Annotated in this window: 11 protein-coding genes; 6 read left to right on the top strand and 5 right to left on the bottom strand. The window is 72.8% G+C overall.

The genetic code is table 11. The annotated features are described in order from the left end of the window. Positions 1-41: 41 nt before the first annotated feature. The 3 genes from J7462_RS25870 to J7462_RS25860 all read right to left on the bottom strand — a co-directional run bounded on the left by J7462_RS25870 (position 42) and on the right by J7462_RS25860 (position 2563). Entirely contained in the window at positions 42-536 is a 495-nt protein-coding gene (locus J7462_RS25870; protein ID WP_219470718.1) for a DUF2017 domain-containing protein, read from the bottom strand. A gap of 61 nt (positions 537-597) precedes the next feature. Next, positions 598-888 (bottom strand): ATP-dependent Clp protease adapter ClpS, encoded by a 291-nt coding sequence (gene clpS, locus J7462_RS25865; RefSeq protein ID WP_091251593.1) that lies wholly within the window; start codon positions 886-888, stop codon positions 598-600. Between the two features lie 133 nt (positions 889-1021). Further along, a complete protein-coding gene (locus J7462_RS25860) occupies positions 1022-2563 on the bottom strand; it encodes a hypothetical protein (RefSeq protein WP_219467702.1) in 1542 nt (513 codons plus the stop codon). A 195-nt stretch (positions 2564-2758) separates the two neighbouring features. Between J7462_RS25860 and J7462_RS25855 the strand changes: the two genes are divergently transcribed. The 4 genes from J7462_RS25855 (at position 2759) to J7462_RS25840 (ending at position 8680) form a co-directional block, all read left to right on the top strand. Next, on the top strand, positions 2759-5437 hold the full coding sequence (locus J7462_RS25855; protein WP_219467697.1) for a LuxR C-terminal-related transcriptional regulator: 2679 nt from the start codon (positions 2759-2761) through the stop codon (positions 5435-5437). 16 nt (positions 5438-5453) lie between these two features. Further along, a complete protein-coding gene (locus tag J7462_RS25850; protein WP_208567437.1) occupies positions 5454-6740 on the top strand; it encodes a nicotinate phosphoribosyltransferase in 1287 nt (428 codons plus the stop codon). Between the two features lie 67 nt (positions 6741-6807). Continuing rightward, positions 6808-7389 (top strand): isochorismatase family protein, encoded by a 582-nt coding sequence (locus J7462_RS25845; protein WP_208567438.1) that lies wholly within the window; start codon positions 6808-6810, stop codon positions 7387-7389. Positions 7390-7453: 64 nt separating this feature from the next. Next, positions 7454-8680: an MFS transporter gene (locus J7462_RS25840; RefSeq protein ID WP_219467695.1), complete on the top strand. Its 1227-nt coding sequence runs from the start codon at positions 7454-7456 to the stop codon at positions 8678-8680. A gap of 273 nt (positions 8681-8953) precedes the next feature. Here J7462_RS25840 and ctaD read toward each other — a convergent pair whose 3' ends face one another. Continuing rightward, a complete protein-coding gene (ctaD, locus tag J7462_RS25835) occupies positions 8954-10711 on the bottom strand; it encodes a cytochrome c oxidase subunit I (RefSeq protein ID WP_219467692.1) in 1758 nt (585 codons plus the stop codon). A 137-nt stretch (positions 10712-10848) separates the two neighbouring features. Further along, entirely contained in the window at positions 10849-11955 is a 1107-nt protein-coding gene (locus J7462_RS25830) for an FAD-dependent monooxygenase (protein ID WP_145918112.1), read from the bottom strand. 194 nt (positions 11956-12149) lie between these two features. On the opposite strand from J7462_RS25830, the gene J7462_RS25825 reads away from it, so the two are divergent. Together J7462_RS25825 and J7462_RS25820 are read left to right on the top strand one after the other, a co-directional pair. Further along, positions 12150-12929: an IclR family transcriptional regulator gene (locus J7462_RS25825; protein ID WP_219467689.1), complete on the top strand. Its 780-nt coding sequence runs from the start codon at positions 12150-12152 to the stop codon at positions 12927-12929. A gap of 155 nt (positions 12930-13084) precedes the next feature. Beyond that, a complete protein-coding gene (locus J7462_RS25820) occupies positions 13085-14212 on the top strand; it encodes a cellulose binding domain-containing protein (protein ID WP_219467686.1) in 1128 nt (375 codons plus the stop codon). Positions 14213-14229 lie beyond the last annotated feature (17 nt).

Genomic DNA, 14229 nt, shown 5'->3' with positions numbered 1-14229 from the left:
CGCCCGTCCGGCGGACCCGGCGAGGCGGTGACCGTCACAGTTCAGTCGATCAAGGCATTGAGCAGGGATTCCTGGAGATAACCCAGATAGGCGTAGACCGACAGTTGGAACACCCGGGACGAGGTCGGGTCCTCGGCGACCGCGTCGTCGAGTTCCTCGCCCAGGTCCGTGCCGTCCTTGATCTCCAACCGGACACCCATCGCGAGCCGGGCGTCGTTGAGCGCCCGTAACCACGCCTCGGCCGCCTCCGCGTCCAGCCGCACCTCGCCGCCGGCGGAGTCGGGCAGCGCGGCCAGCACCGCGCCCGCCTGGTCGATCTTGGCGGTCTTCAGGTCGCCCTCGGTGTACCGACGGAACTCCGCCGCCCCGGCCGGATCGTCCGGGTAGGCGTCGGGAAAGAGCCGGCCCACGACCGGGTCGGCCGGGTCGAAGCCGTCGGTGAGCAGCCCGACCACCTCACTGGCGACCTTGCGCAGCACCCGGGCCTCGTCCACCGCGAAGGTCGCCACGTAACGGTCGCCCTGGCGACGGAACATGCTCACCGGATCATCTCCGTTCGCGACTGCGGGGCTCGCAACACCGGCTCACTCCTCGCGCTCACGAGCGGTCCACCGTCGCCCAGAGGCCGTACGCGTGCAGCTGCGACGCGTCGTGCTCCATCCGCTCCCGGGCGCCGCTGGACACCACGGCACGGCCCTTGTGGTGCACGTCCAGCATCAACTTCTCGGCCTTCTCCCGGCTGTAACCGAACAGCTTCTGGAAGACCCAGGTCACGTACGTCATGAGGTTGACCGGGTCGTCCCAGACGATCGTCACCCACTGCCGGTCCGCGACCGGCACCTCGTCGGTGTCCGGCGTCTCGACCGGTGCAACCTGTGGAGCCGCCATGCCCCCCATCGTGCCACCGGAAGTGGCGATCCGATGAACCGGAACGCCGGGGCGGCCTGGATCACCCTCCCGAGCTGCGGAAACCCGGCAAGGTACGGACACGGCGGGGATGCGCACGAAAACCCTCGGTGGCTCAGGCGAGCAGGATGCCGTGGTCGAGGGCGTCGGAGAGGACCCCGTCGAGCGAGAGCCGCAACGCCTCGAACCGCCGGGACACCTCGCGGGACAGGTCCAACTCGACCTCGCGCAGCGCCCGTTGCACCCAGGCGCGGGCCGCGTTCGGCTCGTCGTTGCCGGGGCTGCGCCAGTGTTGCCAGCACCCGCCGGAGAGGGCGACCCCGATCGGCGGCAGCACCTCGGTCCGCGGTGCGCCGGGATGACCGGCCAACGCGTCCAGCGCGCCGGCCCCGGACACCACCGCCACCCCTGCGGTGCTGGTTACCAGGAGCACCCGGTCCAGATCCTGGCCGGACGGGTGGTCGGCCAGCCCCCACCCGACGGCGGCGTCGATCCGCTGCCGCGCCCCCTCGGGCAACGATGCGCCGAAGACCCGGGCGGCAGCCTCGTCGACGATCTCCCGGGCGGCCCGGTCCTGCTGGCGGGTGGCGAGCAGGGAGAGGGCCTCCAGTTCCCGGTCGAGCAGTGTGGGTAGACCCGCGCAGCCCGCCCCGAAGACGATCTCCTGGACGGCACGCAGGTGGACGGCGGCCAGTTCGAGGGCGAGGTGCTGACGGATGGCACGGGCGCAGGACCGGCTCTGCCGCTGCAACCGGTCGCCCCAGTCGTCGCCGGGCGGGTCGGCGGCCACCGGCACCCGCCCGTGGCTGCCGGGCGGCAGCGGCGAACGCGAACTCGCCCGCCGCAGCCCTTCGACGGCCGACCAGCCGACCAGCGCCCGCCGCAGGCCCGGGTGCTCGGCCCGGTGCACGGGGAACCAGTCGGCCCCGGCCAGGTCCGGCACCGTGGCCAGCAGCGTGGCCCGGTGCGCCGCGACCGGATCGACCGCAGGGCCGGCCGGGGGCGGCGGGACGGACACCCCCGTGCCGTCGGTCGCCGCCGCCTCCGGTGGCACCCAGCCGCCCGCCCCCGGGGTGACCACGAAGAAGACCCGCGCCGAGGTACGGGCCACCTCGGCGAGCAGGTGCAGCTCGGCGGCGGTGAGGGTCTGGTCGGCGCCGATCACGAAGAGCAGCGCGCCGGAGCGGGTCACCGCGTCCAGCAGGACCCGCCCACCGGCCACGCCCAGGGTGTCGGTGTCCGGTGTGTCGAGCACGGCGAAGTGCCGCAGCAGCGGCTCCGGCAGGCTCAACTCGACCCGACGCGGCGCCCGGGCCAGCGCCGGGCCGGCCGCCGCCTGGTCGGCCCCGTAGAAGTGCGGCTGACGGTAGCCGGGTACGTAGGCCGCCCGGGTGGCGACCCGGGCGTGCCGGACCAGCAGGCTGCTGCCCGCCGGCACGGCGAGCATCCCGGAGGGGATCCCGAGCAGCGCGGCGAGCACCTCGCGGCGGGCCGCCCCGGCGGGGCCGGCGGCGACCACGGCGAGGGGTTCGTCGGGGTGGACCTCGTCGATCCGCAGGTGGCCCGGGAACGGGCCCGGGGCGCGCAGCCCGCCGGCACCGGGCTCGTCGGACGGGTCGTCGGTCAGGTCGACCCCGGGGGGTGGTCCGGGCTTCATGCGGCCTCCGCTTGACACGGGCGACGGTCTGCACCCGTGTAGGACGTCCGGTCGGTGACTTTTGGCTGCCGGAAGGTTACGGGGCGCACCCGACGTCACCGAAACATCCGAATACTCAGCGGTAACTGTGGCGTTACTCAACTTCACAGCGTCACCAGGCACCTCCGGACCGATTTACATCGATATGCTGCTCAGATGAGTCGGTGGAGTTTCGTCGGCCGAACGGATGAACTCAGCCGTCTGTTGGCAGCGGTGCACGACGAGCAGGGACACGGCCTCTTCTTCAGCGGCAGCGCGGGCGTCGGCAAGAGCCGGCTGCTGCGCGAGGGGGTGGCCGCGCTACCCACCGACCGCTACGCCCTGTCGTTCGTCGCGGCCAGCACGGCCACCGCGGCGCTGCCCTTCGGCGGGCTCGCCCCGGTGCTGCCGGCCGAGCAACCGCCGGGCCTGTCCCCCGCGGGGGTGCTGCGCTGGGGAGTCGAGGTGCTCCAGGAGCAGGCCGCCGGGCGGCGCATCGTGCTCGCCATCGACGACGCGCACCTGCTCGACCCGCCCTCGGCGGCGCTGGTCCACCTGCTCGCCCGCGCCGAGAACACCACCGTGCTGGGCACCCTGCGCAGCGGCGAGCAGATCCCGCTGCCCATCCGGGCACTGTGGACCGACGATCTCGTCACGCACGCCGAGCTGGCCCCCCTCGGCCCCGGCGAGACCGCCGGTCTGCTCGCCGCCCTGCTGGCCGGGCCGGTCGACTCCGGTTCCGCCGAGCGGTTGTTCCGGCTCTGCGCCGGCAACCCGCTGCTGCTACGGGAGCTGGTGCTGGCCGCCACCACCGGGGGTGAGATGGTCCGCACCTACGGGTTGTGGCGGTGGACCGGGCGGTTGGAGCTGGCCCCCAGCCTCACCGATCTCATCGACACCCGGATCGGTCGATTGGCACCCGGGGTCCGGGCGGTGGTGGAGCTGGTCGCCTTCGGTGAACCGCTCGGCCTGCGGCTGCTCGACCGGGCCGCCGACCCGGCCGACGTCGAGGTCGCCGAGGAACGCGGCCTGATCACCGTCGTGCCGGACGACCGCCGGGTCGACGTCCGGCTCGCCCATCCGCTCTACGGCGAGGTGATCCGTCGGCGCTGCCCGGTCAGCCGGACCCGCCGCCTGCAGGCCCAGCTCGCCGAACGGGTGGAGCTGGCCGGCGCCCGCCGCCGGGGCGACCTGCTGCGGGTGGCGGTGTGGCGGCTGGACTCCGGCACCGCCCAGGACCCCGGTCTGCTGCTCCAGGCGGCCGTCCAGGCGTTCACCCGCTACGACGTGCCGCTGGCCACCCGGTTGGCCCGCGCGGCGCTCGACGCCGACGGCGGCTACGACGCCGCCGAACTCCTCGCCACCATCCTGATGTTCGGCGACCGGCCGACGGAGGCGATCGGGGTGCTCGACGCGGTGGCCGGTGACATCGCCTGTGAGCACCGCCGCAGCCGGTGGCTGACCGTACGCGGGATGGTCAGCTACTGGGGGCTCAGCGAACAGTCCACGGTGGACACTATCGCGGTGGCCGGGCAGGCCCTCACCGATCCCGGGCACCAGGCCCGGGTCCGCGCCTTCGAGGCGATCATGCGGCTGCACGGCCTGGACGTCGACACCGCGCTGCGACTCGGCCGGTCGGTGCTGGACCGCCCGGCGGCCAGTGTCGCGGCCCGGGAACTGGCCCGGTGCACGATCGCCCACGTCGACGCCGTGCACGGCCGGTTCCGGGCCAGCGCCACGGCGATCGACCGGGTGCAGGCGGAGGCGGCGAACTGGCGGGCCGACATGCCGTACCTGCAACTGGCCATGGAGTTGGCCCGGGGCACCCGGTTGGCGCTCTGCGGGGACCTCGCCGGCATCGACGCCATCGTGGCCGACGAGTTCGCCGACCAGGCCGGCGCCGGGGACTTCCGGCTCGGCACCGGCTACCTGTCCATCCTCCAGGCGTACGCGGCGCGGCTGCGGGGTCGCGGCGACGGCGCGCTCAAGGCCAGCCTCGGTGCCTGCGCGGTGCTCGCCACCAGCCGGGTCTTCGCCGGCCTGGCCCACGCCGAGCGGGCCCAGGCCGCGCTGCTGCGCGGCGACGTGGCGACCGCGGTCGCGGCGATGGCCGAGGCCGACCGCACCCAGGCCCCCGGCATGGCGGTGCTCCGACCATGGCTGGAGCAGGCCCGGGGCGCGGTGCTGGCGGCCGGGGGCGACCTGACCGGGGCCACCAGGCAGCTGTGCGAGCTGGCCGACCGGTTGCGCGCCGACGGCTTCGCCGGTCACGAGGCGCTGGTCCTGCACGACCTGGTCCGCCTCGGCCAGGCCACCGCTGCGGTCGGGCCGACCTGCACCGACAGCTTCCGGCGTACGGTCGCGCAGCGGCTGGCCGAACTCTCCGAGACCGTCGACGGGGTGCTGGCTCCGCTGCTCGCCCGGCACGCCCGGGCCGCCGCCGAGCGGGACGGGGCGGCCCTGCTGGAGGTGGCCGACGGATTCGCGAAGCTGGACCTGACGGTCTGGGCGGTCGACGCCACGGCGACGGCCCTGCATGGGTGGCGGCGCAACCGGTCGGCGTCGGCCGCCGCCGCGCACGAACGGCTCGCCGCCCTGCTCACCCGCTGTGACGAGATCCGTACCCCGGCGTTGGACGCGCTGCGCCCGACGCTGAGCGACCGGGAGCTGGAGATCGCCGGTTTCGCCGCCACCGGGGTGACCAGCCGGGCGATCGCGAGCCGGTTGTTCCTGTCGCACCGGACGGTGGAGAACCACCTCCAGCGGGTCTACAGCAAACTCGGCATCACCAGTCGCGCCGAGCTGGGCGCGGCGTTGCGGGCGATCCCGGGCCACGGCGGCGGCCCGGCCGGGTGAACTCTAGGCTGGGCTGGTGAGTCATCTTCGCCCTGCCCTGCTGACCGACCACTACGAGCTGACCATGGTCAGTGCCGCCCTGCGCGACGGCACCGCCGACCGCCGCTGCACCTTCGAGGTGTTCAGCCGGCGGTTGCCCACCGGACGCCGGTACGGGGTGGTCGCGGGGACCGGCCGGCTGATCGACATGATCAGGGACTTCCGGTTCACCGCGGAGGAGGTCGAGTTCCTGCTCCGGACCGGGGTGGTGGACGAGCCCGCCGCCCGGTGGTTGGCCGACTACCGCTTCACCGGTGACATCGACGGGTACGCCGAGGGTGAGCTGTTCTTTCCCGGCTCGCCGATCCTCACCGTCTCCGGGGGGTTCGCCGAGTGCGTGGTGCTGGAGACGCTGGTGCTGTCGGTGCTCAACCACGACTGCGCGGTGGCCGCGGCAGCCGCCCGGATGGTCACCGCGGCCCGGGGCCGGGCGCTGATCGAGATGGGTTCCCGGCGGGCCCACGAGGAGGCGGCGGTGGCTGCCGCACGGGCGGCGTACCTGGCCGGGTTCCGGTTCACCTCCAACCTGGCGGCCGGTCAGCGCTACGGCATCCCCACCGCCGGGACCGCCGCGCACGCGTTCACCCTGCTGCACGACGACGAGCGGACGGCGTTCGCCTCGCAGGTCGCCACGTTGGGCCGGGACACCACGCTGCTGGTCGACACGTACGACATCAGCCAGGGCATCCGGACCGCCATCGAGGTGGCCGGGCCGCAGCTGCGGGCGGTCCGGATCGACTCCGGCGACCTCGCGGTGATCGCCCAGCAGTCCCGGGAGCTGCTCGACTCGCTCGGCGCCACCGAGACGAAGATCATCGTGTCGGGGGATCTCGACGAGTACGCCATCGCCGCGCTCGCCGCCGAACCGGTCGACATGTACGGCGCGGGCACCGCCGTGGTCACCGGCTCCGGCGCACCCACCGCCAGCCTGGTCTACAAGTTGGTCGAGGTGGACGGCCGGCCGGTGGTCAAGCGTTCCGAGAACAAGGGCACCATCGGGGGCCGGAAGGTCGCGGTACGCCGGCACAAGCCCACCGGCACCGCCACCGAGGAGGTCGTCGTGTCGCAGGGCGTGCCGGACCGGCAGGCCAACGACCGGTCGCTCCAGCACTCGTTCGTGGTCGACGGCGAACCGGTCGAGCTGCCCACCATCGCCGAGTCCCGGGAGCACCTGCGGCAGTGCCTGATCTCCATCCCGTGGGAGGGGTTGAAGCTCTCCGCGGGTGATCCGGCGATCCCGGTCACGGTCGTGCCGGCTGGTTGAGCCGCCGGGGCAGACTGGGTCGTGCCGCAGGTGGATCACCGGCGGCGAGCGGAGAGGAAGGGCACCGATGGCCAACGCGCTGATCATCGTGGACGTGCAGAACGACTTCTGTGAGGGCGGTTCCCTGGCCGTCGCCGGGGGCGCGGGAGTCGCCGCCGGCATCTCGGGCCTGCTGGCCGGTGAACCGCAGCGGTGGGACCACGTGGTCGCCACCAAGGACTACCACGTCGACCCGGGGGCGCACTTCGGCGACCCGCCGGACTACGTCGAGTCGTGGCCCCGGCACTGCGTGGTCGGCACCCAGGGCAGCGAGTTCCACCCCGACCTGGTGACCGACCGGGTCGAGGCGGTCTTCCACAAGGGCGAGCACGCCGCCGCGTACTCCGGGTTCGAGGGGCACGCCGACGACGGTGAGACCCTGGCCGACTGGCTGCGCCGACGCGACGTCGACCGGGTCGACGTGGTCGGCATCGCCACCGACCACTGCGTGCGGGCCACCGCCCTGGACGCCGCCCGGGAGGGCTTCGCCACCACCGTGCTGCTCGACCTGACGGCGGCGGTCGCGCCGGCGACGCTGGACGTGGCGCTGCGGGCGATGGACGGTGCCGGGGTCACCCTGCACGGCGAGCCGGTGATCAGCGCCGCATGAGCCGGTAATCGCTTGCCGATGTCGTACCCCCGGTCGAGGATGACCGCCGGAGGTACGGAGCATCATGACGTTGACGCCTTACCGGCTGGCCCTGGCCCAGCCCGGTCTGCGGGCCCTGCTGCTGGTGGCGGTGCTGGCCCGCATCCCGCTCACCGCGACCGGGGTGACGCTCACCTTCTACGTGGTGCTGGAGCTGGGCCGGGGCTACGGTGCCGCCGGCCTGGTCGGCGCCGCGTCGGTCGCCGGCGCGGCCATCGGTTCGCCCCTGCTCGGCCGGTTGGTGGACCGGCGCGGCCTGCGCCCGGTGGTCGCGGTGACCACCGCCGTCGAGGCGGTCTTCTGGGCGGGCGCCCCGACGTTGAGCCTGCCGCTGCTGCTGCCCGCCGCGTTCGTGGCCGGGCTGTTCGCGCTGCCGGTCTTCTCGGTGGTCCGGCAGTCGATCGCCGCCCTGGTGCCGGCGGAGCGCCGCCGCCCCGCGTACGCGCTGGACTCGATGTCGATGGAGCTGTCCTTCATGATCGGGCCGGCGCTGGCCGTGGCCCTGGCCACCGCCGTCTCCCCCCGGGTCACGCTCTGGGCGGTCGGCGCGGGCATCGTCGGCGCCGGCATCGCCCTGTGGTTGCTCGACCCGCCGACCCGCGGTGCCGAGGAGCCGGTCGGCCCGCAGCCCCGGGTGCCGCGGCGGCAGTGGTTGACCAGCCGCCTGCTCGCCGTGTTCGCGGTGAGCGCCGCCGCGACGCTGGTGCTCGGCGGCACCGACGTGGCGGTGGTGGCCGTGCTGCGGGCCGGTGGCGAGGTCGGTTGGACAGGCGCGGTGCTCGCCGCCTGGGCGGTAGCCTCGCTGGTCGGCGGCTTCGCCTACGGTGCGGTCCGCCGTTCCTTCTCTCCGCTGGCGCTGGCCGCCCTGCTCAGCCTCTGCACCATTCCGGTCGGGTTGGGCGGCGGTCACTGGTGGCTGCTCTGCCTGGCGCTGCTCCCGGCCGGTGCGCTCTGCGCCCCCACCATCGCCGCCACCGCCGACGCGGTCAGCCGGCTCGCCCCCGCCGGGGTACGCGGGGAGGCGATGGGCCTGCACGGCTCCGCCACCACGGTCGGCATCGCGCTCGGCGCTCCGCTGGCCGGCGCGGTCATCGACGCCTCGGTGCCGCTCTGGGGCTTCGCGGTCACCGGGGCGGTGGGGTTGCTGGTGACCCTGGTGGTCCTGCCGACGGAGCTACGTCACCGCCGCCCGCCCGTCGCCCCGGCATCCGCCCTGTCCACGCCGGCACCAGAACCGGCACCGGCCGCCTGAGCCACGCCCGCACTCGTCCGGAGCCGTCGTCAACCGCGATGCCCGCGCCGCCGGGACACGTACCGCTGCGCGTGAGCGGTATGTCTGAGAGGCATAACTATGACGCTCAGGCATACCGCCCCATCGAGAGTGGGTCACCCTGCGGGTTCGCACCGGGGGAGGCGCGACCAGGGTGTGATCTCCGCCGGCCCCTCCTCCTCGGTCATCCTGAGGAAGCCGAAGGGCACCGCGCCCCGGTGGGGTGCGGTGCCCTTCGGCGGTTCGGGTCGGGCGTCAGCGCTGGTCGAGGTTCCCGGAGGTGTCCTCCTGGTAGCTGGCGCCGCCGTTGACCTCGCTGGTCAGTGGCTTGGCACCACCCTCCGGCGGGCCGGCGAGGCTCTGGCCGGCGGCCAGCTCGGGGAACTTCGCGTCGAACGCCGGGCGCTCGGAGCGGATCCGGGGCATCCGGTCGAAGTTACGCAGTGGCGGCGGGGAGCTGGTCGCCCACTCCAGCGAGTTGCCGTGGCCCCACGGGTCGTCCACCTCGACGACCGGCCCGGTCTTGTACGACTTCCAGCAGTTCCAGATGAACGGCAGGGTCGAGATACCGGTGATGAACGCGCCGATCGTGGAGATCATGTTGAGCGTGGTGAAGCCGTCGCCGGGCAGGTAGTCGGCGTACCGGCGGGGCATGCCCTCGGCGCCGAGCCAGTGCTGCACCAGGAAGGTGGTGTGGAAGCCGATCATCGTGAGCCAGAAGTGAATCTTGCCCAGGCGCTCGTCGAGCATCCGGCCGAACATCTTGGGGAACCAGAAGTAGATGCCACCGAAGACGGCGAACACGATGGTGCCGAAGAGCACGTAGTGGAAGTGCGCCACGACGAAGTAGTTGTCGTGCAGGTGGAAGTCGAGCGGCGGGCTGGCCAGCAGGACCCCGGTCAGACCACCGAAGAGGAAGGTCACCAGGAAGCCGACGGCGAACAGCATGGGCGTCTCGAAGGTGATCTGGCCCCGCCACATGGTGCCGATCCAGTTGAAGAACTTCATGCCGGTCGGCACGGCGATCAGGTAGCTGAGGAAGCTGAAGAACGGCAGCAGCACCTGGCCGGTGGCGAACATGTGGTGCGCCCAGACGCTCATCGACAGGGCGGCGATGGAGATGGTGGCGGCGACGAGACCCTTGTAACCGAAGATCGGCTTGCGGGAGAAGACCGGGATGATCTCGGTGATGATGCCGAAGAACGGCAGCGCGATGATGTACACCTCGGGGTGACCGAAGAACCAGAAGAGGTGTTGCCACAGCATCGGGCCGCCGGTGGCCGGGTCGTAGACGTGCGCGCCGAGCAGCCGGTCCGCGGCCAGCGCGAAGAGCGCGGCGGCCAGCAGCGGGAAGACCAGGATCGCCAGCAGGCTGGTGACCAGCATGTTCCACGTGAAGATCGGCATCCGGAACATGGTCATGCCGGGGGCGCGCAGGGTCAGGATCGTGGTGATCAGGTTGACCGCGCCGAGGATGGTGCCCAGACCCGAGATGGCCAGGCCGACGACCCACATGTTCGCGCCGACGCCGGGCGAGTGCTCGATGCTGCTCAGCGGGGTGTAGGCGGTCCAGCCGAAGTCGGCGGCGCCGCCCGGGGTGAGGAAACCGGCGGTCGCCATCGTGCCGCCGAACAGGTACAGCCAGTAGGCGAAGGCGTTCAGCCGGGGGAACGAGACGTCGGGGGCGCCGATCTGCAACGGCACGACGTAGTTGGCGAACGCGAAAACGATCGGGGTCGCGAAGAACAGCAGCATGATCGTGCCGTGCATGGTGAACAGCTGGTTGTACTGCTCCGGCGACAGGAACTGCATGCCCGGTCGGGCCAACTCGGCTCGCATGACCAGGGCCATCAGGCCACCGATCATGAAGAACACGAACGCGGTGACCATGTACATGATCCCGATCTGCTTCGCGTCCGTGGTGCGCAGCAGCCGCGCGATGGCCGACCCCTTGACCGGCTCTCGGACCGGCCATGGCCGGGTCACGACCGGCTTGGGTGCGACGGTGGTCACGAATGGCCTCCGGTTCTCGGTTGTCCCGCTCGGCACGCGTCGTCAGCTGCGGGCCGTCATCCGAAAGGATGTTAGTCCCCGGTAGGTGGCAGCACCGCTCGGGGTGCTCTGGCACCATGTCCGGCCTATCGTCGGGCCTACAGCGGGCCGACCAGGAGCCGGTAGTGCTCACCGAAGATCCGCCCGCCCCGCCCGCGCAGCAACGGGTCGCGCAGCGCCGGCGGCACGTCGCGGGTGCGGTTGCGGTCCCGGGTCCGGTCCCGCACCCATCGGGTACGCGGACGACGACGGCTCTCGTACGCGACCAGGGCCGCCTCGACACTGCCGGCGGCGCGGAGCGACTCGGCGAGCACCACCGCGTCCTCGAGCGCCATGGCGATCCCCTGGGACAGGGTGGGTGCGGTGGCGTGCGCGGCGTCGCCGACCAGCAGTACCCGGCCCCGGTGCCAGCGGCCCAGCTCGACCTCGTCGGTGAGCCCGACCTGCACGTCGCGCCAGGCGGCCAGCACCGCCGGGACCGGCCCGCCGTAGCCGCCGAAGAGTTCGTGCAGCCGGGCGACCGGGTCGGCCGGGGCGACGGTGCCGGCCTCGTCGGCGTAGCAGTAGAGCCGCCCGGCACCGAGCGGCACCACGAGGAAGCCGGCCCGCCGGCCGAGCAGCGCCGTCCAGTCGGCGACGTCGGGGCCGTCGCGTACCACGCCCCGGTAGACCACCTGGCCGGCGGGGCGGGGTGGACCGCCGAGCGCGGCCAGGGAGCGGACCGCCGAGCGGGGGCCGTCGGCGCCGATCACCAGGTCGTACTCGCCGCCGGTGCCGTCGGTGAAGGTGACCGCGACCCCGGCGGGCAGCAGCTCCACGGTGCTCACCTCGGCGCCGTGCCGCACCGCACCCCCGGCCCCGCTGAGCAGCACCTGGTAGAGGTCGCGGCGGGGCAGCGCCCGGCACTCACCCACCTCGGCCCAGAGCGTGTCGAGGTCCACCTCGCAGAGCGGGTCGCCGGCGGCGTCGAGGAAGCGCTGGCGGTGGATCACCTGCCCGAGGGGGCGGACCGGGCCGTCGAGGTCCAGTCGTCGTAGTGCGCGGGCGGCGTTGCCGGGCAGGTAGAGGCCGGTGTCGGCGAGCTCGTTGGGCGGGAGCTTCTCGGTGACGTCGGGCCGGAAGCCGGCCAGCCGCAGGGCCCGGGCGACGGCCAGGCCGGCGATGCCCGCGCCGACGACGAGGATGCGCAGGGGGGAGCCACGCATGGTGGTGTACGCCTCCGGAGGGGATCGGTACGCGGTGAAGGCAAGACACTACTCCGCGCGATCGGCGCACACCAGGGCCGGTGAGACCCATCGCCACCCTCCGGACTGGACAGAAAGTGGTTCAGCCCGTCGAACGCCGTTCGATTGAAGAATACCCATGGGCCGGAAGTCGTTCGTCTCACTAGAGTGACGGCGTGACGACGGACGAGTCATACCGCTCGGTCAAGTCGGCGGGCCGCGCGCTGGACGTGCTGGAGGCGTTGGCCGCCCCCGCCGGCCCCCGCTCGCCGGTGGAGCTGAGCCGGGCGCTGGGCATCCCCAAGAGCAGCCTGCACGCCATCCTGCGGACCCTGTTGGACCGCGAGTGGGTGGCCGCCGATCCGACCGGCACCCGGTTCTCGGTGGGCCTGCGGGCGCTGGAGGTCGGGGCGGCTTTCCTGGCCGGCGCGGACGCCGCCGCCCTCTACGACGTGACCCTGGACCGGCTCGCCGGGTGCTCCGGAGAGACGGTCCAGCTCTACCGCCTGGACCGCGGCTCGGTGGTGCTGCTGGCCCGGCGGGACTCGGCGCACATCGTCCGGCCGGTCTGCGCGGTGGGGCGTCGGCTGCCGGCGCACGCCACCGCGGCCGGCAAGGCGTTGCTCGCCGCGCGGACCGACGAGGAGGTCGACCGGCTGCTCCAGTGGCCGCTGGCGGCGGCCACCGGGCGGACGGTCACCACGCCGGAGGCGCTGCGGGCCGAGCTGGCGGCGGTCCGGCGGCGGGGCTGGGCCGAGGAGTGGGAGGAGTGCAGCCCGGGGCTGGCGGCGGTGGCGGTGGCCGTACCGCTGCGGGAGCCGGCGGTGGACGCGATCTCGGTGGCCGCGCCGGTGGACCGGCTGGGGCCGGAGGCGCGGAACCGGCTGGCGGCGGTGCTGCGGGAGGCGGCGCTCCAGGCCCGGACGGCCCGCGCGCTGCTCGCGCCCAACCGGTAGGACGTGGTTCACGTACGTGGACATGATCGCCCGTTAACTTAACCGGTTCAGTTGCGCAACAGTTTCAAGTGTGTAAATGTGACAGGGACCATGGGAGCGCTCCCGGTCATATCCGAGACAAGGTCCGGCGCCCCGCGCCGCAGCCAAGGAGCATCATGAAGCGTCCATTGCGGGCCCTCGCCGCCGCCGGCCTCCTGGCCGTCGGCACGATCGTGGCCGTCGCCGTCGGCGGCACCGCCTCCGCCGACACCCAGATCTGCGAGCAGTACGGCTCCACCGTCATCGGCGGCCGGTACGTGGTCCAGAACAACCGCTGGGGCACCACCGCCCAGCAGTGCATCAACGTCACCGGCAGCGGTTTCAACATCACCAGCCAGCAGGGTTCCGCGCCGACCAACGGCGCACCGGTGTCGTACCCGTCGATCTTCGTGGGCTGCCACTACACCAACTGCTCGCCGGGCACCAACCTGCCGGCCCAGGTGAAGTCGATCAGCAGCGCCCCCGGCAGCATCTCCTTCAACTACGTGGGTGGCGCGATCTACGACGCCGCCTACGACATCTGGCTCGACCCGTCGCCCAAGCGGGACGGGGTCAACGCCATGGAGATCATGATCTGGTTCAACCGGCAGGGCAGCATCCAGCCGATCGGCTCCCCGGTGGGCAACGCCAACATCGCGGGCCGCAGCTGGGAGGTGTGGCGCGGCAACAACGGCGGCAACAACGTCATCTCCTACGTCGCGCCGTCGGCGATCCAGGGCATGAGCTTCAACGTGCTGGACTTCATCGCCGACACCCGTAACCGGGGGGCGATCACCAACGACTGGTACCTGACCAGCATCCAGGCCGGCTTCGAGCCGTGGCAGGGCGGTGCCGGGCTCGCCGTCACCAACTTCTCCCAGACCGTCAACACCGGCGGCAACCCGCCGCCCACCACCGCCCCGCCGACCACGCCCCCGCCCACCGGCGGCGGCTGCGCGGTGAAGTACACGTCCAACTCGTGGAACAACGGGTTCACCGCCGACGTGACGATCACCAACCGGGGCTCCGGCGCCATCAACGGCTGGACCCTGACCTACAACCTGCCCAGCGGGCAGCAGGTCACCAGCTCGTGGAACGCCACCGTCAGCCAGAGCGGGTCGACGGTGACCGCCCGCAACGCCGCGCACAACGGCAGCATCTCCCCCGGTGGCACCGCGACCTTCGGCTACCAGGGCTCGCTGAACGGGACGTACTCGGCGCCGACCAGCTTCTCGCTCAACGGCGTCGCCTGCGCCCGCGCCTGACCCCACACCACCCACCA

Origin of the sequence: Micromonospora sp. RL09-050-HVF-A (assembly GCF_019374995.1) — a bacterium.
GTDB classification, from domain to species: domain Bacteria; phylum Actinomycetota; class Actinomycetes; order Mycobacteriales; family Micromonosporaceae; genus Micromonospora; species Micromonospora antibiotica.
Note: the sequence above shows the minus strand (reverse complement) of the source record. Positions and strands in the feature narration are given on the sequence as shown.